This window comes from Rhizobium sp. LjRoot98 (assembly GCF_964252935.1).
Classification (GTDB): Bacteria; Pseudomonadota; Alphaproteobacteria; order Rhizobiales; family Rhizobiaceae; genus Pararhizobium.
In genome coordinates this window covers 68,940-89,997 of the sequence record NZ_CAXUPW020000004.1, presented here as the reverse complement: position 1 = coordinate 89,997, position 21,058 = coordinate 68,940, and the positions used below count along the sequence as shown (strand labels likewise).

General features: G+C 59.5%; 25 protein-coding genes. 13 read left to right on the top strand and 12 right to left on the bottom strand.

The window, feature by feature from the left end; translation table 11 throughout:
* The first annotated feature begins 92 nt into the window (after window positions 1–92).
* The gene (locus ACSQ3J_RS14790) at window positions 93–1,262 is read left to right on the top strand and encodes an MFS transporter (RefSeq protein ID WP_060505717.1); all 1,170 of its coding nucleotides are present in this window, start codon (window positions 93–95) and stop codon (window positions 1,260–1,262) included.
* 96 nt (window positions 1,263–1,358) lie between these two features.
* Here the strand turns inward: ACSQ3J_RS14790 and ACSQ3J_RS14785 are convergent, their stop codons facing one another.
* From ACSQ3J_RS14785 to trxB, 7 genes are all read right to left on the bottom strand, one after another.
* Entirely contained in the window at window positions 1,359–2,300 is a 942-nt protein-coding gene (locus tag ACSQ3J_RS14785) for a lytic transglycosylase domain-containing protein (protein WP_082512257.1), read from the bottom strand.
* 63 nt (window positions 2,301–2,363) lie between these two features.
* Complete coding sequence (locus ACSQ3J_RS14780; RefSeq protein WP_060505715.1) at window positions 2,364–2,867, bottom strand: GNAT family N-acetyltransferase; 504 nt, start codon at window positions 2,865–2,867, stop codon at window positions 2,364–2,366.
* Window positions 2,868–2,951: 84 nt separating this feature from the next.
* The gene (locus tag ACSQ3J_RS14775) at window positions 2,952–3,752 is read right to left on the bottom strand and encodes an aminoglycoside phosphotransferase family protein (protein WP_060505714.1); all 801 of its coding nucleotides are present in this window, start codon (window positions 3,750–3,752) and stop codon (window positions 2,952–2,954) included.
* A 197-nt stretch (window positions 3,753–3,949) separates the two neighbouring features.
* Window positions 3,950–5,074 carry an alkene reductase gene (locus tag ACSQ3J_RS14770; RefSeq protein ID WP_060505713.1) on the bottom strand — a complete coding sequence of 375 codons (1,125 nt, stop codon included), beginning with the start codon at window positions 5,072–5,074 and terminating at the stop codon, window positions 3,950–3,952.
* Window positions 5,075–5,142: 68 nt separating this feature from the next.
* Window positions 5,143–5,436, bottom strand: coding sequence for an ArsR/SmtB family transcription factor (locus ACSQ3J_RS14765; protein WP_060505712.1), 294 nt, complete (start codon window positions 5,434–5,436; stop codon window positions 5,143–5,145).
* A 639-nt stretch (window positions 5,437–6,075) separates the two neighbouring features.
* A complete protein-coding gene (locus tag ACSQ3J_RS14760) occupies window positions 6,076–6,972 on the bottom strand; it encodes a LysR family transcriptional regulator VtlR (protein ID WP_060506051.1) in 897 nt (298 codons plus the stop codon).
* 114 nt (window positions 6,973–7,086) lie between these two features.
* Window positions 7,087–8,061, bottom strand: a complete 975-nt coding sequence (trxB, locus tag ACSQ3J_RS14755; RefSeq protein ID WP_060505711.1) for a thioredoxin-disulfide reductase — start codon at window positions 8,059–8,061, stop codon at window positions 7,087–7,089.
* Between the two features lie 256 nt (window positions 8,062–8,317).
* On the opposite strand from trxB, the gene ACSQ3J_RS14750 reads away from it, so the two are divergent.
* Genes ACSQ3J_RS14750 through ACSQ3J_RS14720 form a run of 7 tightly spaced genes read left to right on the top strand, consistent with a single transcriptional unit; the run spans window position 8,318 to window position 14,103 of the window.
* Window positions 8,318–9,382 (top strand): glycosyltransferase family 2 protein, encoded by a 1,065-nt coding sequence (locus ACSQ3J_RS14750; protein ID WP_082562844.1) that lies wholly within the window; start codon window positions 8,318–8,320, stop codon window positions 9,380–9,382.
* A gap of 6 nt (window positions 9,383–9,388) precedes the next feature.
* Window positions 9,389–9,922 carry an acyltransferase gene (locus ACSQ3J_RS14745; protein WP_082512255.1) on the top strand — a complete coding sequence of 178 codons (534 nt, stop codon included), beginning with the start codon at window positions 9,389–9,391 and terminating at the stop codon, window positions 9,920–9,922.
* Window positions 9,923–9,974: 52 nt separating this feature from the next.
* Window positions 9,975–10,445, top strand: a complete 471-nt coding sequence (locus tag ACSQ3J_RS14740) for an Lrp/AsnC family transcriptional regulator (RefSeq protein WP_082512254.1) — start codon at window positions 9,975–9,977, stop codon at window positions 10,443–10,445.
* 57 nt (window positions 10,446–10,502) lie between these two features.
* Entirely contained in the window at window positions 10,503–11,207 is a 705-nt protein-coding gene (locus tag ACSQ3J_RS14735; protein ID WP_060505710.1) for an FkbM family methyltransferase, read from the top strand.
* Window positions 11,208–11,220: 13 nt separating this feature from the next.
* Window positions 11,221–12,045, top strand: a complete 825-nt coding sequence (locus ACSQ3J_RS14730) for a glycosyltransferase family 2 protein (RefSeq protein WP_060505709.1) — start codon at window positions 11,221–11,223, stop codon at window positions 12,043–12,045.
* Window positions 12,046–12,052: 7 nt separating this feature from the next.
* The gene (locus ACSQ3J_RS14725; RefSeq protein WP_060505708.1) at window positions 12,053–13,084 is read left to right on the top strand and encodes a glycosyltransferase; all 1,032 of its coding nucleotides are present in this window, start codon (window positions 12,053–12,055) and stop codon (window positions 13,082–13,084) included.
* Window positions 13,081–14,103 carry a glycosyltransferase gene (locus ACSQ3J_RS14720; protein ID WP_436039392.1) on the top strand — a complete coding sequence of 341 codons (1,023 nt, stop codon included), beginning with the start codon at window positions 13,081–13,083 and terminating at the stop codon, window positions 14,101–14,103. The genes ACSQ3J_RS14725 and ACSQ3J_RS14720 overlap by 4 nt, the downstream gene beginning before the upstream one ends.
* Here ACSQ3J_RS14720 and ACSQ3J_RS14715 read toward each other — a convergent pair.
* On the bottom strand, window positions 14,100–15,164 hold the full coding sequence (locus tag ACSQ3J_RS14715; RefSeq protein WP_436039391.1) for a glycosyltransferase family 4 protein: 1,065 nt from the start codon (window positions 15,162–15,164) through the stop codon (window positions 14,100–14,102). The genes ACSQ3J_RS14720 and ACSQ3J_RS14715 overlap by 4 nt on opposite strands.
* 142 nt (window positions 15,165–15,306) lie before the next feature.
* A complete protein-coding gene (gene greA / locus ACSQ3J_RS14710; protein WP_060506047.1) occupies window positions 15,307–15,783 on the bottom strand; it encodes a transcription elongation factor GreA in 477 nt (158 codons plus the stop codon).
* 247 nt (window positions 15,784–16,030) lie between these two features.
* On the opposite strand from greA, the gene ACSQ3J_RS14705 reads away from it, so the two are divergent.
* Genes ACSQ3J_RS14705 through ACSQ3J_RS14695 form a run of 3 tightly spaced genes read left to right on the top strand, consistent with a single transcriptional unit; the run spans window position 16,031 to window position 17,699 of the window.
* On the top strand, window positions 16,031–16,345 hold the full coding sequence (locus ACSQ3J_RS14705; protein WP_436039390.1) for a hypothetical protein: 315 nt from the start codon (window positions 16,031–16,033) through the stop codon (window positions 16,343–16,345).
* Window positions 16,342–16,698 (top strand): hypothetical protein, encoded by a 357-nt coding sequence (locus ACSQ3J_RS14700; RefSeq protein WP_436039389.1) that lies wholly within the window; start codon window positions 16,342–16,344, stop codon window positions 16,696–16,698. Before ACSQ3J_RS14705 ends, ACSQ3J_RS14700 begins: the two co-directional genes overlap by 4 nt.
* 20 nt (window positions 16,699–16,718) lie before the next feature.
* A complete protein-coding gene (locus tag ACSQ3J_RS14695; protein WP_436039388.1) occupies window positions 16,719–17,699 on the top strand; it encodes an SDR family oxidoreductase in 981 nt (326 codons plus the stop codon).
* On the opposite strand, the gene ACSQ3J_RS14690 is transcribed toward ACSQ3J_RS14695, so the two are convergent.
* Complete coding sequence (locus ACSQ3J_RS14690; protein WP_436039387.1) at window positions 17,696–18,307, bottom strand: TetR/AcrR family transcriptional regulator; 612 nt, start codon at window positions 18,305–18,307, stop codon at window positions 17,696–17,698. The two genes, ACSQ3J_RS14695 and ACSQ3J_RS14690, sit on opposite strands and share 4 nt — an antisense overlap.
* 79 nt (window positions 18,308–18,386) lie before the next feature.
* Here ACSQ3J_RS14690 and ACSQ3J_RS14685 point away from each other — a divergent pair, with 79 nt between their 5' ends.
* A complete protein-coding gene (locus ACSQ3J_RS14685) occupies window positions 18,387–19,004 on the top strand; it encodes an NAD(P)H-dependent oxidoreductase (protein ID WP_436039386.1) in 618 nt (205 codons plus the stop codon).
* Window positions 19,005–19,096: 92 nt separating this feature from the next.
* Window positions 19,097–20,551 carry an MFS transporter gene (locus ACSQ3J_RS14680; RefSeq protein ID WP_436039385.1) on the top strand — a complete coding sequence of 485 codons (1,455 nt, stop codon included), beginning with the start codon at window positions 19,097–19,099 and terminating at the stop codon, window positions 20,549–20,551.
* Between the two features lie 55 nt (window positions 20,552–20,606).
* On the opposite strand, the gene ACSQ3J_RS14675 is transcribed toward ACSQ3J_RS14680, so the two are convergent.
* Together ACSQ3J_RS14675 and ACSQ3J_RS14670 are read right to left on the bottom strand one after the other, a co-directional pair.
* Window positions 20,607–20,801 carry a DUF2283 domain-containing protein gene (locus ACSQ3J_RS14675; protein ID WP_436039384.1) on the bottom strand — a complete coding sequence of 65 codons (195 nt, stop codon included), beginning with the start codon at window positions 20,799–20,801 and terminating at the stop codon, window positions 20,607–20,609.
* Window positions 20,798–21,055 carry a DUF4258 domain-containing protein gene (locus tag ACSQ3J_RS14670; RefSeq protein WP_436039383.1) on the bottom strand — a complete coding sequence of 86 codons (258 nt, stop codon included), beginning with the start codon at window positions 21,053–21,055 and terminating at the stop codon, window positions 20,798–20,800. The genes ACSQ3J_RS14675 and ACSQ3J_RS14670 overlap by 4 nt, the downstream gene beginning before the upstream one ends.
* Window positions 21,056–21,058 lie beyond the last annotated feature (3 nt).

Here is a 21,058-nt window from a genome sequence, read left to right as displayed (position 1 = left end):
GTCGCCGGGGTAAATCTTTACCCTTGAATGTGCGCTTGGCTTCCGCTCCAACCCAATTCCCGATACACAACAGCGTACCGAGGAGCCCCGTCATGACTATTGCGCCGCATCACAGGATCTATACCTGTTTCTTCCTGTTTGCCGTGTCGCTTGGCGCGTTGCTGGCCCGCATGCCGGACCTGCAGGTGGCGCTGGGGGTGAATAAATCCGAGCTCGGGCTGACGCTGATCGGCATGGCAGTCGGGGCGCTGATTTCGCTGACATTCTCTTCGCCGCTGATTGCGCATCTGGGCGCGCGCACCACGGCCTTCATCACCGTTCTCGGGACGGCCACCGCGTTTGCGATTGTTCCCTGGGTTGGCGCGCCGGTGCTGGTGTTCGGCGTGCTGTTTACCGCCGGGTTGCTGGCCGGTGCGCTGGAAATCAACCTCAATGTCGAGATCGACCGGCTGGAGGCGCGGCTTGGCCGAGGCATCATGAACAGGGCGCACGGGTTCTGGAGCTTCGGTTTTTTCGTCACCGCGCTGATCGCTTCGGGCGTCCGCCAGGCGGAAATCTCGATGCAGCTGCATTTGGGGATAACGCTTGTCGTCGTCGTCGTTGCCGGTGCATTTGCCATTTCGGGTATCCGCAACGCGCCGGCGCGGGCGGTTTCGCACGAGGCCAAGGCGCCGTTGTTCGCCGTGCCGACGCTTGGCCTGCTGCCGCTCTGCATCATTGGCGTTGCGGCCTTCTTGGTCGAAGGCGCGGGGATCGACTGGTCGGCGATCTACATGCGCGACGTCTTTGCCGTCGAGCCGTTCATCGGCGGTCTGGGGCTGACTCTGTTCACCTTCTTCATGGCGATGGCCCGGCTGTTCATCGATCCGGTCGTCGACCGGTTTGGCGCCCGCAACGTCGCCTCGGTCCTGCTTGTGCTGTCGGCCATCGGCCTCACCGCCGTCTGGCTGGCGCCGCATGCCTATGTCGCGCTGTTCGGCTTCGCGCTGATGGGTGGCGGATGCAGTGCGGTCTATCCGCTGGCAGTGTCTGCGGCTGCGCAGCGCACTGACAGGCCGGCGCAGGTGAATGTCGCGGCCCTCGGGCAGGTGACGTTCATCGTCTTCTTCCTCGCACCACCGCTGCTCGGCTTTGTTGCCGAACATGCGGGCATCCGCACATCCTATCTCGTCTGCCTGCCGCTGATCATCTACGCGCTGTTTTCGGTCAAGGCGCTGGCGCCGCGCCGGAGTGTGGCGGATGCGGCTACTGCTGCGGTCTAACGGCCGGCTTTTTTCCCTAGATAGGCCAAAATCCCTCGACCAGCGCATCGAAGGTGACGCGGTAACGCGGGCCTTTGGAGAGCACAGGGTGACTGTTCAGTTCTTGAAGACAATGCAGGCGCCGCCGGTCTTGCGGATATCGGCGCAGACTGCATCGGCTTCCGCCCGCGTCTGGCGGCCGATGCGGGCCGTGTAGCGCAGCCGGTTTCCGAAGGCCCGGTTGCGCTCGCGCTGGATCAGCGGTTTCTCCGTATTAAGCGGCGAGGGCATGCGGCTGACGGTGGCCAGAAACAGCCGTTCCGCAACCGATTTCTGAAAATGTGCTGAAAGCTGCGCCCCCCAGGGTGTCCAGGTGCCTTCCTCTTCAAACTCAACCTCCTTCAGCCGCCGCTTGTCAGCAAGGGCGGTGCAGGCATCGTAGAAGGATTTGTCCTTGTCGAGCCGCAGATCGAGCGTCTGAGGCGGATTGTCCTTCCATTCCTCGACCGGATGGGCGGTGATGGCCAGCACATAGGCGCGCGTTTCGGACGGCAGATTACCGGTTTCCAGAAAGTTGCTAAGCCCGCCTTCACCGGCATTATAGGCGGCAGCGGCAAGGCCGAGATTGCCGAAGCGATTACGCAGCAGATCGAGATATTCGGCCGATTTTCCCAAGGCTTCCAGCGCGTCGAAGCTATTGGTGAGCCCGCGCAGTTTCGCGGTCGAAGGGATGAACTGCGCGATGCCCTCGGCACCCTTCGGGCTGACGGCATCCGGCCGAAACAGGCTTTCCTTCCAGATCAGTCGCGCGAAGAAGTCGGGTGGGAGCGCATTGGTTTCAGCGAAATGGCCAAGCGCCGTGCAGATGTCACGGCTATAGCTTTTGGCGCGCACGCAAAGCGTCGCCGTGCCGGTATTGGCGGAGTAGACGCACGGTGGTGCACGCCATTCCGGCTGCGCCAGGGCAATCGGGCTGTGCAAAAACGTCCCGCTAAGCACCGCGGCCGTAGACAGCGCTGCAAGCCATATCCGCTCCTGCCAACGTCTTTTGTATCTCATCCGCCAGGGGACCGTCCGCTTCGACGGCCCTTGATAGCATCGATCGGCGAAACCGGAAAATGCTTATGGTTTTTCCGGCAGGGTCAGCTGCATGAAGGTCAGGTCCAGCCAGCGGCCGAACTTGGTGCCGACTTCCTTCATCTGGCCGGTGATCTCGAAGCCGAGCTTTTCGTGCAGGCGGATCGAGGCGGCATTGTTGGCTTCGATGCCAGCGACCATCACATGCTTGCCGCAGTCCGCCGCCCGCTCGATCAGGGCAAGCATCAACAGCTTGCCGATGCCGCCGCCGCGCTGGTTCTTCTCGACATAGACGGAGTGCTCAACCGTATGGCGGTAACCGTCGAAAGCGCGCCAGTCGCCAAACGAGGCATAGCCGGCAATGGTGCCGTCATCCGTAACCGCGACAAGAACCGGATAGCCGAGGCGTTTTCGATCGGCCAACCATGTGGCGCGATTGACAAGATCGACCTGTGTATCGTTCCAGATCGCCGTCGTGTTGAGCACGGCATCATTGTAGATGTCGCGGATGGCAGGCAGGTCGGTTTCTTCGGCGTCGCGCAGGTGCATCAGTGGTCTCCAGCAGTTTGGCGAAGCTCTAAGCCGCGATAGAGGCGTTGTACAGCCGGTAAATCCTGCCCTTGCGCAAACTGCTTATGGATTACCGGCAAGCTCCGCCGCTGCAATTTCGGCAACGCGAAGCGCCGGTGCCGGATCGCCGCCATCTTCAAGAAACCACGCTGCGGAAAGTCCGGCATAGGCGACGATCCAGCGCAGCAACCGCTCCGGCGCAAGGCCCGATTCTTGTGCCACGATGGGAAGCTGGCGTCGCAGTCTTGCCGGCTCCTGTGTCGATGGCAGGTCGGGATTGCAGAACAGGTTGGCATAGTCATAGCCACGCTCGCCAAGCAAACCTTTCGGGTCGATGGCCAGAAAACCGCGGGCTTCGAAATCGAGAATATTGCTGTGATGGATATCGCCATGCAGCGCGCCGATCTCCCGGGGTTCGGCAAGCAACGCTTTTGCCACGGTGGCAGAGGTGCTGAACTTGCCGCCATGCGCCAGCGAGGCCAGTTCCAAGGCGCGGAACCAGATATTGAGAGGAACAAGCTCGGGATAGGGTTTTGCGGATGGCCTGTGCAGGGTTGCGACGGTTTCGCAGATGATCCGGCTCGCAGCCTCGTCTTCGCCCGTCATGGCCATGGACAGCAGAGAACGCTTGCCTTCAGCTCTCTCGAGCAAGATGGCGTCATCCTCACTGGCATAGACCTTGGCTGCACCTTGGCCGTTCCACCATTGCAGCAACAGGCCGCCGCGTTTCTCTTCGGCAATGGTCGCCACCTTCAGCATTGCAGGCAGACCTTGCCAGCGGACGGGCAGGAGGAGGCTGGACGGCGTGACGACTGGCACGCCATCAGGCTGCAAGGCCCATGCCTTGATGAAATGGTCGAACATTGCAGGCACCTTCACTCCGTGATTTCCCCAATGAGAGAAACGGTGGTTCGCGTCCTCTTCTCCCCTATGGGGAGAAGGTGGCCCGTAGGGCCGGATGAGGGGGCGGCTGGCTCCGAAATCACGGCCGTACCCCCTCATCGCCTTATCTCACTCGGCACTCTCGTGCCGACCCTCCCCCTCAAGGGGAGGGTGGATAGTCAAGCAACCTGCTGTTCAAGCACCGGATAATCCGTATAGCCCTTGGCGCCGCCGCCGTAGAAAGTCGCCTGATCCGGCATATTGAGCGGTGCATCGTCTTTGAGGCGTTCAACCAGATCCGGGTTGGAGATAAACGGCTTGCCGAAGGCGACGAGGTCGGTCTTGCCGTCCTTGACCGACTGGATGGCGAGGTCGCGGTCGTAACCGTTATTGGTCATCCAGGCGGCCTTGCCGCCGGCCTTTTCATAGGCCTGGCGCAGCGCCGCATAGTCGAACGGCTTGTCGCCCTGCTGGAAGTCGCGTGGGCCACCAGTCGCACCCTCGATGATGTGGATGTAGGACAGCTTGTACCTGGCCAGTCCTTCGACGACATAGGTGAACAGCGCCTGCGCATTCGGATCGGAGGAATCATTGGCAGGCGTCACGGGCGAAATGCGGATGCCGGTGCGGCCTTCGCCAATTTCCTTGGTGATCGCATCGACAACCTCGAACAGGAAGCGGGCGCGATTTTCGATCGGGCCGCCGTACTCGTCGGTGCGGACATTGGAACCCGAGCGGAGGAACTGGTCGATCAGGTAGCCGTTGGCGGCATGGATTTCGACACCATCGAACCCGGCATCAACAGCAGCTCGGGCGGCCTTGCGGTAGTCTTCGATGATGCCCGGGATCTCGGAGAGTTCCAGCGCGCGCGGTTCGGACGTTTCCGCAAAGGTGCCGGTTCCGTCAGCGTTGATCAGATAGGTCTTCGACTTTGCCTGGATGGCCGAGGCCGATACCGGCTTGCCGCCATCCGGCTGCAGCGTCGTGTGCGAGATACGGCCGACATGCCACATCTGCACGACGATCTTGCCACCTGCCTTGTGCACCGCGTTGGTCACTTGTCTCCAGCCGTCGAGCGCTTCCTTGGTGTAGAGGCCGGGAACGTCGGCATAGCCCTGGCCCTGATGGGTGATCGCAGTCGCCTCGGTGATCAGCAGGCCGGCGGAGGCACGCTGTTCGTAATAGGTGACGTTGAGCGTGTTCGGCACGGCGCCCGGCGAGCGGTTGCGCGTCAGGGGAGCCATCACGATGCGGTTGGCAAGCTCGATATCGCCGATCCTGATCGGGTCGAAGAGGGAAGTCATGGGAAGTCCTTTTCGTTTGCTGCGGGGTGTTTATCTTGGGAGGATAAAATGTTGGGCAACGTTGGCGGTCAGAGCGTGTTGCCAATGTCCTTCAGGAACGCTGCGATTGTGTCTTCGTTCCGCTTGTAGAAAACCCATTGGCCAACACGTTTGGTGCTGACGAGATCGGCGCGCTGCAGGATCGACAGATGGCCGGACACGGTCGATTGCGACAGGCCGCAGCGCTCGAACTGGCTGGCACAGATACCCATATCCAGCGGATGATGCTGGCTGGAAAAATGCGCTTCCGGTTCTTTCATCCAGCCGAGCATTTCGATGCGCTTGGGATGCGCCAGGGCTTTGAGAATTTCGTCCTTGTCCATCAGTCTACTCTGTATCGCTAAATTCCGATATAGCGATACGTAAATCGGTATTTTCCGATATTCAAGTCACGTCTTCGTGAAAAATGCCTGGAGGGGAAATCCGGGCAAAAAAAGAGGGCCGCTGACGAACAGGGCCCTTTTAGATGTGAAGGTTATAGAACCTCCAGAGGGGAACAGCTGCTGCGGTGGTACTGGGAGGAAAAGACCACCATGTGCATCAGCTGAACTGGATATGGGAAAGGTGCCTAAAAACTTCAATGCCGCTCGGCAAGAAATATTGCAACCTTAGGGATGTCTTTGAAATCTGGGCAAAAAAAGAGGGCCACAAGAAAAACTTGGGCCCTTTATAGTTATGAAGGTAATTAAACCTCCAGAGGGGAACAGCTGCTGCGGTGGCACTGGGAGGAAAAAAGCCACCAAGATGCATCAGCTGCAGTCGGTATGATGGTTTTTTGGGCTGTTCGCAATGATTTAATCTGCATGACAGCCATGTGCCGGACGCACCCCTGCGTAATTTTCAGGCGGTTTCTATTCCTTGCATCCCTTATAAAGCAGAGGATTTGGCAAAAAATAAGTTAAAACAACAGTTTGTCTAGGAGAAAGGTAGAGAGTGTTTTTTGTGCAGGTGCGAAGGCTGTATCAGAAGGCCCAGTTACGTGCCTTCGCAACGATGAAATCACGGAAGACTTTCAGCTTGGCGGCGTTCTTCATCTCGTCCGGATAGCAGAAATAGGTATCGAAGGACGGAATCTCGGCACCGATCGGAAGTTGAATCAAGCCGGGATCGCGGCCGACGATGTAGTCGGGCATCATGGCGATACCGATGCCGAGCAGGCAGGCGCGCTTGATCGAGGTCTGGCTGTTGATCTGCAGATGCGAGGGGCGGGGATTGTCCGAATCCCGGCCGGCGATCTCCAGCCAGTTGACGTCGAGCAGGTAGTTGGGCGCCGGCTCGCCGAAGGTGATGATGCGGTGGTTGTCGAGATCCTCGATCGACTGCGGCTCGCCATACTTGTTGATGTAGGAGGGGGCTGCGTAGACGTGCATGTGCACGGTGAACAGTTTGCGCTGGATGAGGTCGGACTGCTGTGGCTGGCGCAACCGGATGGCGCAATCGGCATGGCGCATGTTCACATCCAGTTCCTCGTTGTCGAGGATCAGCTGAACCTGCATGTCGGGATAAAGCGCCAGGAATTCCTGCACCTTGTCGGTCAGCCAGCCTTGGCCGAGACCCACCGTCGTGGTGATACGCAGCTTGCCGGATGGCTTGTCGGTGTTCTCGGTCAGCTGGACCTTGACGCTTTCCAGCTTCATCAGCACTTCGTGTGCCGTGCGATAGAGGATTTCACCCTGTTCGGTGAGGATCAGGCCGCGGGCATGGCGATGAAACAGCTTGATGCCGACATCCTGCTCCAGTGAACTGACCTGGCGGCTGATGGCCGATTGGGACAGATGAAGCTTGTCGGCTGCATGGGTGAACGATCCCGCTTCCGCCGCCGCATGGAAAATACGCAGTTTGTCCCAGTCTAGCGGCATGCCGTCCCCCAATAAATGCTCGTGGCGGAAAACGGCCTCGTGTTTTCCGCCATAAGGCTAATTGTCTGTTCCCACTCAGGAACGGTCTTCGACCGATCCCATTCTTCGCGGCTTCTATTCGGCCGCAATTGCGACAGGCATATGGCCCGCCAGATATTTTTCCGCTTCAAGAGCCGCCATGCAACCCATTCCGGCGGCGGTAATGGCCTGGCGATAGATATCGTCGGTCACATCGCCTGCGGCATAAACGCCCGGCACATCCGTGGCCGTCGAATCCGGCGCCGTCCAGAGATAGCCGTTCGGCTTCAGGCGTAGCTTGTCCTTGAAGAGTTCGACCGCAGGCGCATGGCCGATGGCCACGAACACGCCGTCGATCGGCATGTCGCTGACTGCGCCCGTCTTGGTGTTGCGCAGCTTGACGCCGCTGACCGAGGCCGGCATTGGGGGCTTGGCCGCCGCACCGGTATATTCGGTGACTTCATGATCCCAAACGACCTTGACGTTTTCCTTGGCAAACAGCCGCTCCTGCAGGATTTTCTCGGCGCGGAAGTGATCGCGGCGGTGAACGACCGTCACGGTCTTGGCAAGGTTCGACAGGTACAGCGCTTCCTCGACGGCAGAGTTGCCGCCGCCGACAACAATCACGTCCTTGTTGCGATAGAAGAAGCCGTCGCAGGTGGCGCAGGCCGAGACGCCGAACCCCTGGAAGGCTGGTTCGCTCTCGATGCCCAGCCACTTCGCCTTGGCGCCGGTGGCGATGATCACCACGTCGGCCGTCCAATCGGTGCCGCTGTCGGTTTTCAGCTTGAACGGGCGCACCGACATATCGACATCGGTGACGAGGTCGTTGACGATCTCGGCGCCGACATGCTGCGCCTGCTTGAGCATCTGCTCCATCATCCACGGTCCCTGGACCGGATCGGCATAGCCCGGATAGTTCTCGACATCCGTGGTAATCATCAGCTGCCCGCCCTGTTCCATGCCGGCGATCAAAACCGGGTTGAGCAGCGCGCGTGCCGAATAGATGGCGGCGGTATAGCCGGCCGGGCCTGAGCCGATGATGAGAACTTTGGTGTGTCGGGCAGTCATGGTCCGGGTCCTTCGATCGCTATGACGGTATAATGCCGCCCAGCTTCGTCCTGGGTTGAGAAAATCCTCTCTAGTCTAGGGATTCCCCCAGCCCTGTTTCAAGGGCGAGGCTGCTGATACACACAGATGTGTTGCTCCATTGCCCCGGTTTTACGAGGTTTTTGTGCATGACACACAAACTCTCTCTCGTTTTTCCATCCTAATACGTGTTACCGACGAGCCTTGTGACAAGTGGCCGATCGGGATCGAACTGGCAGTGAAAATACGGCAATCCTCATATCCGTTCAAAAACCCGGACGATTTCGATTATAGCCGTACGCTGTTTCACCGGCTCCGGACCTGGCTCGATAGTCGCCGCGTCTCCGCCCGGCTTAAAAGCAGAGCCGAAACGGTACCGCTCGCGCTTTTGTCGCCTGTCACCTTCTGGCCGCTGGCGGATAGCGACGTGCCTTTGCTTTTCCTGGCGCACAACGACCTCAAGTTCATGCGCTCGCTGCTTGCCCATTACCGCGCGCTCGGTGTCACCCGTTTCATCTGCGTCGATGATCAATCCGACGATGGCACGCGCGAATTGCTATGCGCTGAGCCCGATGTCGATGTCTGGACCTCGACGGTGCGTTATGGCGAAGCCCGCCGCGGAAAGCTCTGGCGCGAAGCGCTGTTTGCCCGCTATGGCAAGAACCGCTGGTATCTGAATATCGATGCGGACGAGTATCTCGTCTACGACCGCTGTTTTGAAAAGCCGTTGCCGGACCTGATTGCGCAATTGGAACGTCTCGGGCTTCGCCGGTTTGCGGCGCCGATGATTGATATGTATCCGGGTGGCAGCGTCAGTGCTTTCGCTTTCGACGGTTCGACGGACGTCATGCCTTGGGCGGTTGCCGGCTGTATCGATGGCAACGGCTACATTCTTGAGAAGACAAAGCGCTTTCTCAGTCTCGCCGGTGGCCCGCGCCGGCGCAAGTTTGCAGCAGAAGCTGAAATGATGAAATATCCATTGATGTATTGGGACGACGAGTGCAGTTTCGGCATCAGCATCCATCAGCCACTGCCTTTCGATCGCAATTTCTCGGCCATTTCAGGCGTGCTGCTGCATTTCAAATTCTTTGCCGATTATCATGAGAAGACGCGGGCTGCGGTGGAGGACAAGCAGTATTTCGGTGGCGCTCGTGAATATCAGCGCATTCTCGACACTGTCGAGGCCAGCGGCGATCTTGATTTTGTCTATGACGGAACCTTGAAATATGCCTCGCCGGAGCAACTGGTCGAGCGTGGTTTCATGCGGTCGATCTGGTCCACCGGCCAGGGCGGGGGGATTTAACGGCGGATGCGCATCGGATCGCTGACCCATTGTTATTGGCTGCTTCGCGGATTTCTGTTGCCGGGACATTTGCGCATCGGCCGCAGAGCCCAGATTCGCTCGGGCGCGGCCATCGATGCCTATCGCGGCCGCGTTGTCATCGGCGACCGGTTCAAGATTCACAAGGGCGGGTTCATCGACGCGCAGAAGGGAAGCATCGAGATTGGCTCGAACGTCTCGATCAATCCCTATAGCATTCTCTATGGTCTTGGCGGGATCAAGATCGGCAATGATGTGCGCATCGCTGCCCATGTCGTGATCGTTTCCTTCGACCACCGTTATGACGATGTCTCCAAGCCCATTACCATGCAGGGTGTCATCGCCAAACCGATCACCATCGAGGACGATGTCTGGATCGGGGCCGGCGCGAAGATATTGGGGGACTCGCATATATCAAAAGGGTGTGTCATCGGCGCGAATGCCGTCGTCAAAGGCAAGACGGAGCCCTATGGAATTTATGTCGGCAGTCCGGCGAGGCTTGTGAAATATCGCGGGCAGTAACAAGAAAGGGTCTGCTCAGAGCGGACCAAGAAGAACAACGGGAAGCTCAACCATGGTGATACGCGTCGAACTTGATGCTATCGATATGAAAATTCTACGCGAACTCCAGAACGACGGGCGGATGACGAATGTCGAGCTTGCCGAACGCGTCGGAATTTCGGCGCCGCCCTGCCTGCGGCGTGTGCGAAAGCTGGAAGAAGCCGGCATCATCCGCGGCTATCGCGCTCTTTTGAATGCTCCGGCGCTTGGTTACGATCTGGTGGCCTTTTGCATGGTTGGGCTGAAGCATCAGTCCGACGCCAACCTGAAGGCATTTGCCAAGCAAACGGCCAAGTGGCCGCTGGTGCGCGAGGCCTGGATGGTGTCGGGCGAGTCCGATTTTCTGTTGCAATGCGTCGCCGAAAACCTTGCAGGCTTTCAGGATTTCGTTATTGAGGAGCTTACGGCCACGGAGAATGTGGACACGGTACGCACCATGCTGACCATTCGCCAAGTCAAGGATGTCAGCCTTATCGAGATCTAGATCTCCTGATTGGTCTGTTGCCCGAGATTTCCGCTTACCACGATAGGATCAGGTATTTTGAAAAGATTGCTGCGTTCGCTGCGCAAAAGCTTCCGGTACATGTTCAAGGTCCGTACCGTTCGGCTGGGCGGGGTGACGATCGATACGACTATTGGCCATATCCCGGAAAACGTCCGTGAGCTGATTTTCCGCGAAATCTACGAGGATACCGAGCGTGACCTGATCGGTAAAATCCTCAAGCCGGGTATGCGCACGCTCGAAATCGGCACTGGTATCGGCTTCGTCAGTCTGGTTGCGGCCCGGATCTGTGGAGTGAACAACGTGTTCTGCTACGAGGCCAATCCGGAACTGGAGCCGACGATCAGACGCAATTTCGCGCTCAACGGCATGGCGCCCAACCTGACCATGCGGGCGGTCACCGTCGATGGCGCCCCGATCACGTTTTTCAGAAGCGACAACATCATCTCGTCCAGCCTCTACGACCGCAAGCGCGATGATCAGCAGATCGTGGTGGAGAGCGAAGCGCTGTCCGATGTCCTGGCAAAGCACGATCCGTCGGCCTTGATCATGGATGTGGAGGGTGCCGAGATTGAGTTGCTCGGTGATGTCGATCTGAAGAACATCGCCCATATCATTGTGGAGCTGCATCCGCATATCGTTGGTGAAGCTGCGATATCAACGCTGGTTTCCAGTCTGAAAGCGCGCGGTTACGTCATGCGCAGCAGTAATCGCAAAACCTCCCATTTTGCCCGTGCGGCCTGAAGGGCGCCCTTTGATGCCAGCGAAACTCCCGCTCTCCGCCTTCATCATCTGCCAGAATGAAGAGGCCTATCTCGGCAATTGCATCGAGAGCCTGGAAAGCTGCGCCGAGATCGTCATCGTCGATTCGGGATCGACCGACGGTACGGCGGCGCTGGTGCAATCCTATATCGACAAGGGCTGGCCAATCCGTTTCCTGTTCGAACCCTGGCGCGGCTATGCCGGCCAGAAGCAGTTCGCGCTCGATCAGTGCCGTGAGCCCTGGTGTCTGAATATCGATTCCGACGAGCGGCTGGACGAGCCGCTTCAAGCCTTGCTGCCGTCGCTGCTGGAGGCTCCCGTAGATATCGTTGGCTGGCGTATTGCCCGCCGGCCCTATCTGATCGGCTATGGCTACACGCCTGATAAGGTACGCGAGCGCAAGAACCTGCGGCTGATCCGCAAGGGCAGGGGCGCCTACGATCTTTCTCAGAAAGTTCATGAAGGCATCGTCCCTGATGGCAAGGCTGGAGCGGCGGCGACCGGCAGCCTGTTGCATTACCGGCCGCTTATGCTGGACGAACAGATTCTCAAGGAAAACAAGTATTCTACCCTGAAGGCCGACCAGCAGTTTGTCGCTGGCAAGCCGCCACGGGCCTACAAGATGCTGTTCAGTCCCCCACTTTATTTTCTGCGGCTCTATTTTCGCAACGGGCTGTGGCGGTGTGGCTTTCCGGGCTTTATCGAGGCTGCGACCGGTGCCGTCTACGCCTTCATGACCGCAGCCAAGATCTACCAGCGGCACGCGTTGCAGCGGAAGCCGAATTTCGACGACATGGAGCGCGCACGCCGCGGCAAGTGAGGACGTCATGAAGGTTATGCACTATCACTTCGGCAAGGACGGCGGTGCCGAGCGCTTCTTTGTCAATCTCGTCAATGCCCTTCACGATCGTGGCGTCGAGCAGCGCATGCTGATCCGCCCGGACCGGAGCTGGCGCAAGGATCTGGAAGCGTGCGGGACTGTCTACGAGGGGGTCTTCCGGCGTATCTCGCTCTCGCGCTTTCTCTTGCAGGCTAGAATGAAGAGCGTGCTGCGCGAGTTTCAGCCCGACGTCATCATGGCATGGCAATTGCGGGCGAGCCGTTTCATGCCGAAATGGGATGCTTCGTTTCGCCTGTCGCGCCTTGGCGATTATCCCGAACATCTCGACTACTACAAGAACGTCCAGACCCTTGTCTGCATCACGCCCGATATGGCCGACAAGGTGCGGAAGATGGGCTGGACCCGCGACATCGAGGTGATTGCCAATTTCACCCGTGCAAAGCCGGTTGCTGCGGTTCAGCGCAGCGAGCTGCAAACACCAAACGATGCTTTCGTGGTGGCTGGCATGGGCCGATTTGTTCCCCGCAAGGGCTTCGACTATCTGATCCGGGCGATTGCCAATGCGCCCAATACCTATCTCTGGCTGCTGGGAGACGGCCCTGAACGCGACAACCTGATCAAGCTGGCCGCCGATCTCGGTGTCTCGGATCGTGTGCGGTTCCCTGGATGGAAAACCAATGCCTATGGCTATCTGGCCGCTGCAGATGCCTTTGCCGTCACCTCGCTGCATGAACCGCTCGGCAATGTCTGCTTTGAGGGATGGGGCGCCGGTAAGCCGACGATCGCATCGCGTGCGGAAGGCCCTTCATGGGTGATGACGGATGAGGCCGATGCGCTGATGGTCGATTGCGCCGACGCTGCGGGTCTCACAAATGCGATTGAAAGGCTGCGCGCAGATCCGGCTCTTCGCCAGCGCCTCAGCGAGGGCGGACAGGCGACATTGCGCGACCGCTTTTCCGAGGATGCGATCAGCGCCGCCTATATCGATCTCTTCAAGCGCGGGTCTGGCTTCCGATGAAGGTTTCGCACTTTCATTTCGGCAAGGATGGCGGGGCGGAGCGCTTTTTCGTCCATCTCGTCAATGCGCTGGCGCGCCGTGGCATCGAACAGACGGCGGTCATCCGGCCCAATCGCGTCTGGCGGCGGGATATCAATGCTGCTGTCGGGGTGACGGAGAGCCATTTCCGCAATCTGTCGCTTGATCGGGTTCTGTTGCCACGCAAAGTCCTGAGGATGGCGAGGAGCAGCAAGCCGGACGCGCTGATGGCATGGGCGCCGCGGGCAAGCGAGCTGATGCCGGACTACAAGGGTTGCATCAAGGTTTCGCGGCTTGGCGATTATCCGACCCGGCTGCACTATTTCAAGAATACCGATGTGATCGTCTGCAACACGCCCGGCATTGCCGATCATGTGCGCAGTCTCGGCTGGACGCGCAGCGTCGAGGTTATCTCCAACTTCACCAGCACCGAGCGCGTCACGCCGGTTGACCGCAGAACTGTCGACACGCCGGAGAATGCGCCCGTTGTCATGTCCATGGGACGTTTCGTCCCGCGCAAGGGTTTTGCGCTGCTGACCGAGGCCGTGGCCAAGCTGCCTGGCGTCTATCTCTGGATTGCCGGCGACGGTGAGGAGATGGAGAACGTCCGCAAGCTGGCCGCCGATATCGGTGTCACTGACCGCGTGCGGTTCCTTGGCTGGCAGAAGGACACGCGGCCCTATGTGGCCGCCTGCGATATCTTCGTCATGCCGTCGAGCCACGAACCGCTCGGCAATGTCATCCTGGAGGCCTGGGCACAAGGCAAGCCGGTCGTTTCCAGCCGTTCCGAAGGTCCGAGCTGGTTCATGCGCGATGGTGACAACGGCCTGCTCGCCGATATCGGCGATACCGATGGTTTCAGCCGGGCAATCGAGCGGCTGATCAACGACCGTCAACTGGCCGATCGTGTTTTCCTGGGCGGCCAAAAGACCCTGATGGGCCAGTTCTCCGAGGAAGCGGTCGCCAACGCCTATATCGAACTGTTCAAGCGAAAACCTTAAGTCGCAGACGATAAGAGCTTTTCGTAGATTTCGCCGATTTTCGTTGCTTCGCCCTTGATGCTGAAGCTGTCGATGGCGCGGGATAGGCCGCGCTCGCCAGCGCGTCTGGACCGTTCTGGATCATCCATGAACGATGCGGCTGCGTCTGCCATGGCGCTCAGTTCATTTGCAGGAACAAGGATGCCGGTTTGATCCGCGCCTGTAACGAGCAACTCGGAAAATGCACCGACGTCGGTTGCCACCACCGGCACCTGCGTTGCCATCGCCTCCAGCGGCGTCAGGCCAAAACCTTCCCAGCGCTGCGGCGCAATGAACAGATCGAGTGCCCGGTACCAGTCGGGAATGTTGGTATGTTCGCCGACGAACAGGATGCGTCCGGCAAGGCCTGCGGCTTTGACCTTTTCCTTCAGTTCTGTCTCGAACCCCTGATGCGATGGCGTGGCGCGGCCGGCGATGATGGCAATCCAGTCCGGCCGCTGTGGCAAAAGGCTGATCATGCTGTCGACGAACAGGTCGGTGCCCTTCTGATGGCGGACCCGGCCGAAGCAGCCGGCAATCCTCTTGTCTGACGGCAGGTTGAGGGCTGCCTTTGCTGCGGCCTTGTCATGTGCCGGGAAAAAGCGCTGCGTGTCGATGCCGTGCATGATCGTCGTACTCGGCACCTCCAGATAGGCGGCCGTGCGGTTGCTGGTGGCGATCACCGCGTCCATCCGCCGGACGAGGAATTTGGTCCAGCCGGAATGTTTGCGCTGCGAAGCCGAGGTGAAGACGATCTTCAGTTTCACCCGCAGGATATCGCGCAAGACGATAGCGGGCAGCATTTCGATGTTGCGGCGGGCATGCCAGACGCGCAGCGCCCGGCTTTTCGGACGGCGCCAGAGGCTGAGAAGAGCTGTGTAACCGATATGTGGCAGGCTATCCGGCAGCCCCGGTCCAAGAGCCGCCACTTTCTGGCCAAGTGCCCGCTGCACGGGGATCAGCTGGATGATGGTCGAGGTGACGCCGGAGAGGCGTTGCTTGAAGTTCGGTGCAATGATCTCGACGTCGCTGATATCTACCACTTGCCAGCCCTTGTGTGTGATTTGCAGTGCGCACCCTTCATGAGGCTCAAAGGTCGCTGTAGCACTTTAAGCATGCAGGAACAGAAAAAGCCCGGAGGCAGCTTTGCGCGCCGTCCGGGCTTTTCTATGGGCATGCCGGGGATCAGCCCCAGTTGATCGCGAGGATCTCGTAAGCCTTGGAGCCGCCGGGGGCGACGACTTCGATCGAATCGCCGACTTCCTTGCCAATCAGGGCGCGGGCAATCGGCGAGGAGATCGAGATGCGGCCCTGCTTCACGTCGGCTTCCTGGTCGCCGACGATCTGGTAGGTCTTGTTCTCTTCCGTGTCTTCATCGATCAGCTTGACGGTGGCGCCGAACTTGATCTTCGTACCGGACATCTTCGACAGGTCGATGACTTCGGCGCGCGCGACGTAATCTTCGACTTCGCCAATGCGGCCTTCATTGTGGCTCTGGGCTTCCTTGGCCGCATGATATTCGGCGTTTTCCGAAAGGTCGCCATGGGCGCGCGCTTCGGAAATCGCTTCGATGATCCGCGGGCGCTCTTCCTGCTGACGCCAACGCAGTTCTTCCTGCAACTTGGCGAATCCGCTCTGAGTCATCGGTACTTTATCGACCATTTCGCTGTCCTTCATAGTCCATGCTTGCCCGCTTCAAGCAGGGCTTAGCACAAAAGAAAACGGTCACCGGAGGGTTAACTCCGGAACCGTCGGAAACATTTGAACGACTCTTATAGCAGAAAGCGGAGTGAAAAAGCCAGATTAATCGGAGGCGGGCGCAAGCCTTGGGGCGTCCATCCAGCGCAGAAAATGGCTCGGAGGGAACAAATGACGGTAGTGCCCGTTGGGTGTTTAAGATGAGGACCAGATGATGCGGAACCTATCACCGGAACAGCTTGAAGGCCGGCTCAATGCCCACAGAAAACTCTTGGTCGCACTGACTGCGTTTATCGCAGATGGCGTTGAGGGCCGGGCCTTTGTGGAGCGACTGAGGCGCGATGCCGAAACGGTTCGCGATCATGAGGAGGATCCTGGAGTGGAGCCCAATGGCAGTTTTGCAACCCAGCAGATCGCCGATGACGAGCTTCAGTCGATTGTCACTGCGGCGCTCCTGCGGGTGCAGGCGGTGGGACGTCAGGAACAGGCGCGCGGCGATGCCGCGCCGGAAAGCGAGGATCGATGATACAGGAAAACCAACGCCCACTGGACAAGTTGAAGCTTTACCGGCTGGTTCCTGTTGCAAGGGCAGGGGATCCCAACTGGGACAGTGCCGATAACCAGGGCGAGGTGATTGTTCGCGCATTTTCCGCCGCTGATGCCCGCGTCACGGCGGCGGAAGCAGAGCTGGATTTTACCGAGATCGACGCTGCCCCTGCGGAGGGCAATTCGACACGAGACGCCAGCGCTTTTCGCAACGAGCGGCTTTATGCCGTCGTTGAAATGCTGGACCAGTTGGGCGTTGCTGCGTCCGGACCGCGTGGTGTTGTCGATGGTGTCGTGTCCGTGGGCACGATCAAGCCGACCCAGATTTCTTAAAAATCGCGAGGAGAGATACGATGGCCGCACGGCCGAGTCCAGCCGCCCGCACGGCGGAGAAGCAGCGTGATATCCAGGCTGAGGTGGCCAACGCCGACGCCAGAGAAAAAACGAAAAAGCCTGCCAAACCGAAAGCCATGCAAGCTGGCGCGCGGGCTTATCCGGTCCCGCCCTTTCCCAGGCAGCACCAGCCGAAGCCGGGTGCCGAACACAGGCTCGACCCAGCCCCCTTCTATGAAGCGCCCTACTACAAAGGGTCCGGCAAGCTCGATGGAAAGGTTGCATTGATCACCGGCGGCGACAGCGGCATCGGCCGTGCGGTCGCGGTTCTTTTTGCCCGGGAGGGCGCCGATGTCGCGATCCTTCATCTTGCCGAAGGCAAGGATGCCGACGACACGGTGAAGGCGATCGAGGCGGAAGGGCGGAGGGCCATGACCTTTCCCGGCGACGTGAAAGACCGGGCCTTCTGCCGGAAGGCCGTCGCCGCCGTGGTCGAAGTCTTTGGGCGGCTGGATGTACTCGTCAACAACGCCGCCTTCCAGGTGCACACCGCCGATGTGCTCGACCTTTCGGAGGAGCATTTCGACGAAACGCTCAAGACCAATCTCTACGGTTATTTCTTCATGGCACAGGCCGCGGTGCCGCACATGAAGGAGGGCAGCGCCATCGTCAACACAGGTTCGGTTACCGGCATCGAGGGCAGCAAGCAGCTGGTCGACTATTCCATGACCAAGGGCGGCATTCATGCCTTCACGAAGGCATTGTCCGGTCAGCTCATCGAAAAGGGTATCCGCGTCAACGCCGTCGCACCGGGGCCGGTGTGGACGCCACTCAATCCTTCCGACAAACAGGCAGAGGACGTCGCCACATTCGGGGCCGACACGCCAATGAAGCGTCCCGCACAGCCGGAAGAGATTGCCCCGGCCTACGTCTTCCTCGCATCGCCCCAATGCTCCAGCTACATTACCGGCGAGGTTCTGCCGATCGTCGGTGGTTACTAGGCGTTCCGGCTAACCATCGACAGGATGGTCTGGTAAAGTTCGTCTTCGGCTTGAGCGGCGGTGATGTCGCCGGTCGCGGCGGCATAGGAGAGGGCTTCGGCGGCCCCAAGCATGGCCCAGAGACCGGCGGCGGCAATCGTGCCGGTGCCAGAGAAGGGGGCAAGAGCCGCCCGGCATTTTTCGGTGAAGACCGTCTCGTATTCGCGCTTGATCTTTTCCAGTTCGGGCGAGCCTGCCAGGGCTGCGCTGACGCCGGGAATTTCTCGCCCCTGCAGAAGAACGCATTCGATATAGGATGATGCAATCACCCGTGCCTTTCCGGCAAGGGTCGGCTCACTGTCTTCAAGCGCCTTGTCCATCAGCGCCGTCTGGCGCGTGTCGTACTCGCGGTAGAGCACCGCCAGCAGTCCCGGGCGTGTGTTGAAATGGTCGTAGACCACCGGCTTGGTGACGCCTGCCTGTTCGGCCAGATACCCAAGCGTCAGTGCTTCGGTTCCCTCGGTGCGAACGACCTGCCATGCGACATCCAGCAACTGACGAAGCCGTTCCTCTCGCGACAGGCGCCGCCGTGTCGACGTGGTGGGAGCTGTGTTTTCCATGCTTGACACCGTTATGTACCAAAAGTAACTTACTAAAAGTATATAGCGCGTGACTTTCGCGCGCAACAGCCAAGCAGGAGTTTTCAACATGCATGCGCTTATCGTCGTCGCCCATCCCGACCAGGATTCGCTGACCCACAATATCGTCCGGCATCTGGCGGAGGGCATCGCCCAGCCGAATGATGATCATTCCTTTGAAATCGCTGATCTTTCAGCGGAAGGTTTTTCGCCGGAATTCACAATGACCGACCTTGCCGTTCACCGCCGTGACGTGCCAATCCCGGCAGATATCGCCGCCGAGCAGAAGCGGATCGATCGTGCCGAAGCGCTCGTACTGGTCTTTCCCGTCCATTGGTGGTCGATGCCCGCCTTGCTGAAGGGCTGGATCGACCGGGTGTTTTCCAATGGCTGGGCCTATGATGAGGGTGTGGGGATCAAGTCGGTGAAGAAGTTACGTCATCTTAACGTTCATCTTGTCGGCCTCGGCGGCGCCAGCGCATCGACCTATGAGCGGCGGGGCTATCGCGATGCGATGAAGACGCAGATCGATCACGGCATCTTTGATTATTGTGGCGCTCCGGTGCTGACATCGGAGCTGCTGCTCGGGTCGGAACCGGCGGATGTCGTCCGGCATCTGGAGGCCGCGCACACCATCGGCCGGGAGCTGTTCAATGCCCGTCCAGCCAAAGAAAATCAGGCGGCGTGAGGGCGAAAAAATCAGTTCTGCTGTAAAAATAGGGCTTTACCTCAACAGCGCTTGAGGTTGTATCAGTCTGGCTCCCTACTGGAGACGGAAGCATGACGACTGACAATATCCCTTACACAGACGAGCCGGTGAACAGCGCCTCCTCTGAACTGGCCGGAGGATGGGGTGAGCTGATGCAGCCGCGTTATCTCGTTTCGACGATAACGCTCTGCCTCGGCGTCGCCCTGTTCGCCTTCAACGAGTTCTTCATTTCCACGGCCTTGCCGACGGCGGTCGAGGAACTCGGTGGTGCCTCGCTTCTGTCCTGGGCCTTCACCCTCTATCTGGTCTTTGCCATCATCGGCGGCCTTGTCGCGGCCAATCTCAAGCGACGGTTCGGTGCCCGCAACACACTGCTTGCCGCAGCAACCGTTTTCATCGCCGGCACGGTGCTTGCGACAACCGCCGTTGATATGAAGGAAGTCTTGGCCGGCCGGTTGCTGCAGGGGGCGGGTGAGGGCGTTGTCGCCGCTCTTTGCTATGCGCTGATCCCCGAGCTTTTCCCCTCCCGCCTCGTCCCCAAGGTGTTCGGCGCCGAGGCGATCGTCTGGGCCATGGCGGCGTTTTCCGGACCGCTGGTTGCCGGTGGATTGACGGAGCATTTTTCATGGCGGGCGGCCTTCTTCGTCAGCATCCCGGCGGCGGCCATCTTCATCGTCCTCGTTCTCGCCATCGTTCCGCGTGGTGTGTCGGGCGCCGGGCAGGTGTCGCCCATTCCGTTCGGGCGCCTCGTCGCAGCGGGAGCCGGCATCCTGATGATCTCGCTATCCGGCATTGCCGGCGGAACGATGCCGATGAGCGCATTGCTGATCGGCGCGGCCGTGGTTCTGGTGACCGTCGTTCTCTTCGACCGGCGCTCGCCCAATCCGATTTTGCCGAGCGCGGCGTTTACCATCCGTAAGGCCTTGGGCACCGGACTATGGGTGATCCTGCTGATGCCGCTTTCGCAGGCAGCGGGCTCGGTGTTCCTTGTCTATAGCCTGCAGCATCTCTGGAAACTCGGCCCGACTGCAGCCGGTGCGCTGAGTGCCGTCATGGCGATTTCCTGGAGCCTGAGCGCGATCGGCGTGGCAAGCGTGCGGTCGCTCGCAATGCGCAACCGGATCATGCTGACCGGTCCGGTTCTGCTTCTGGCGGGGCTGGCCTTGGTGGTGCTTGCGATCGGCGCCGACATATTCTGGTTGATCCTGCCGGGGCAGGCGATGATCGGCGCAGGCTTCGGCGTTTCCTGGGGCACGCTCAGCCAGCTGATGATGGATGTTTCGACCGATGACGAACGCGACCGGACCTCGGCCATGCTGCCGACCTTGCAATCGGCAGGGTATGCGATCGGCGCCGCAGTCTTCGGTCTAGTTGCCAATCTCATGGGGTTCGGCGGCACTGCAAGCGTTGAAACGATGCGCCAAGCCATGCTGGTGGTTTTTGTCAGCGGATGTGTGATTGCAGCTGTCGCCGTTACGCTCGGCTTTCGAACCGTGCGTCTTGCGCGCGCCGAGGCGGCGAACTGATATCCGGCAAAAGAGAAGCGGCGCCCTGTTTGGGCGCCGTCAGCGTGACGCTTTCTCAGGCTGCTTCGTCAAGCGTCTTTGGCGAGAGATGCTGACGGGCATCAAGCACTTCCATACCGACGATATGGCCGTGCGCATCATAATCCAGAACAATGGCGGACGAGATTTCTTCGCTTTCCAGAATGGTCTCGCTGGAGAAACGGATATAGGCCGCGTTTGCCGTCGCATCATATTCGATCACGGGTTTCATGCTGGCTTGATCGCTCCACGGTCGAGAAATGCGGATATTATACGGATTTCAAATTCGTCTTCAACGCAAGCGACGCGCATAATTCGCCCGCCGCGTTCCGGAACCACGCCAAAACGCCTTTCCACCGCCGGATCCCTCGGATCCGGCGCCGTCCATAACGGGTCGAGAACGACCGTCTCCACCCACCCGGCATCAAGCCCACGCTCCCGCATGACTGTCAAAGCATGTGCGGAAAAGCGGATGGGCTTGTGCATCGG

Coding starts and splice junctions, on each gene's coding strand:
- ACSQ3J_RS14685 (WP_436039386.1), top strand. CDS start 18,387: ATGCATGCGCTTATCGTCGTCGCCCATCCCGACCAGGATTCGCTGACC.
- ACSQ3J_RS14745 (WP_082512255.1), top strand. CDS start 9,389: ATGCGCATCGGATCGCTGACCCATTGTTATTGGCTGCTTCGCGGATTT.
- ACSQ3J_RS14765 (WP_060505712.1), bottom strand. CDS start 5,436: ATGGACAAGGACGAAATTCTCAAAGCCCTGGCGCATCCCAAGCGCATC.
- ACSQ3J_RS14705 (WP_436039390.1), top strand. CDS start 16,031: ATGATGCGGAACCTATCACCGGAACAGCTTGAAGGCCGGCTCAATGCC.
- ACSQ3J_RS14780 (WP_060505715.1), bottom strand. CDS start 2,867: ATGCACCTGCGCGACGCCGAAGAAACCGACCTGCCTGCCATCCGCGAC.
- ACSQ3J_RS14790 (WP_060505717.1), top strand. CDS start 93: ATGACTATTGCGCCGCATCACAGGATCTATACCTGTTTCTTCCTGTTT.
- ACSQ3J_RS14770 (WP_060505713.1), bottom strand. CDS start 5,074: ATGACTTCCCTCTTCGACCCGATCAGGATCGGCGATATCGAGCTTGCC.
- ACSQ3J_RS14730 (WP_060505709.1), top strand. CDS start 11,221: ATGCCAGCGAAACTCCCGCTCTCCGCCTTCATCATCTGCCAGAATGAA.
- ACSQ3J_RS14700 (WP_436039389.1), top strand. CDS start 16,342: ATGATACAGGAAAACCAACGCCCACTGGACAAGTTGAAGCTTTACCGG.
- greA (WP_060506047.1), bottom strand. CDS start 15,783: ATGGTCGATAAAGTACCGATGACTCAGAGCGGATTCGCCAAGTTGCAG.
- ACSQ3J_RS14680 (WP_436039385.1), top strand. CDS start 19,097: ATGACGACTGACAATATCCCTTACACAGACGAGCCGGTGAACAGCGCC.
- ACSQ3J_RS14725 (WP_060505708.1), top strand. CDS start 12,053: ATGAAGGTTATGCACTATCACTTCGGCAAGGACGGCGGTGCCGAGCGC.
- ACSQ3J_RS14785 (WP_082512257.1), bottom strand. CDS start 2,300: ATGAGATACAAAAGACGTTGGCAGGAGCGGATATGGCTTGCAGCGCTG.
- ACSQ3J_RS14675 (WP_436039384.1), bottom strand. CDS start 20,801: ATGAAACCCGTGATCGAATATGATGCGACGGCAAACGCGGCCTATATC.
- ACSQ3J_RS14670 (WP_436039383.1), bottom strand. CDS start 21,055: ATGCACAAGCCCATCCGCTTTTCCGCACATGCTTTGACAGTCATGCGG.
- trxB (WP_060505711.1), bottom strand. CDS start 8,061: ATGACTGCCCGACACACCAAAGTTCTCATCATCGGCTCAGGCCCGGCC.
- ACSQ3J_RS14775 (WP_060505714.1), bottom strand. CDS start 3,752: ATGTTCGACCATTTCATCAAGGCATGGGCCTTGCAGCCTGATGGCGTG.
- ACSQ3J_RS14695 (WP_436039388.1), top strand. CDS start 16,719: ATGGCCGCACGGCCGAGTCCAGCCGCCCGCACGGCGGAGAAGCAGCGT.
- ACSQ3J_RS14760 (WP_060506051.1), bottom strand. CDS start 6,972: ATGCCGCTAGACTGGGACAAACTGCGTATTTTCCATGCGGCGGCGGAA.
- ACSQ3J_RS14720 (WP_436039392.1), top strand. CDS start 13,081: ATGAAGGTTTCGCACTTTCATTTCGGCAAGGATGGCGGGGCGGAGCGC.
- ACSQ3J_RS14740 (WP_082512254.1), top strand. CDS start 9,975: ATGGTGATACGCGTCGAACTTGATGCTATCGATATGAAAATTCTACGC.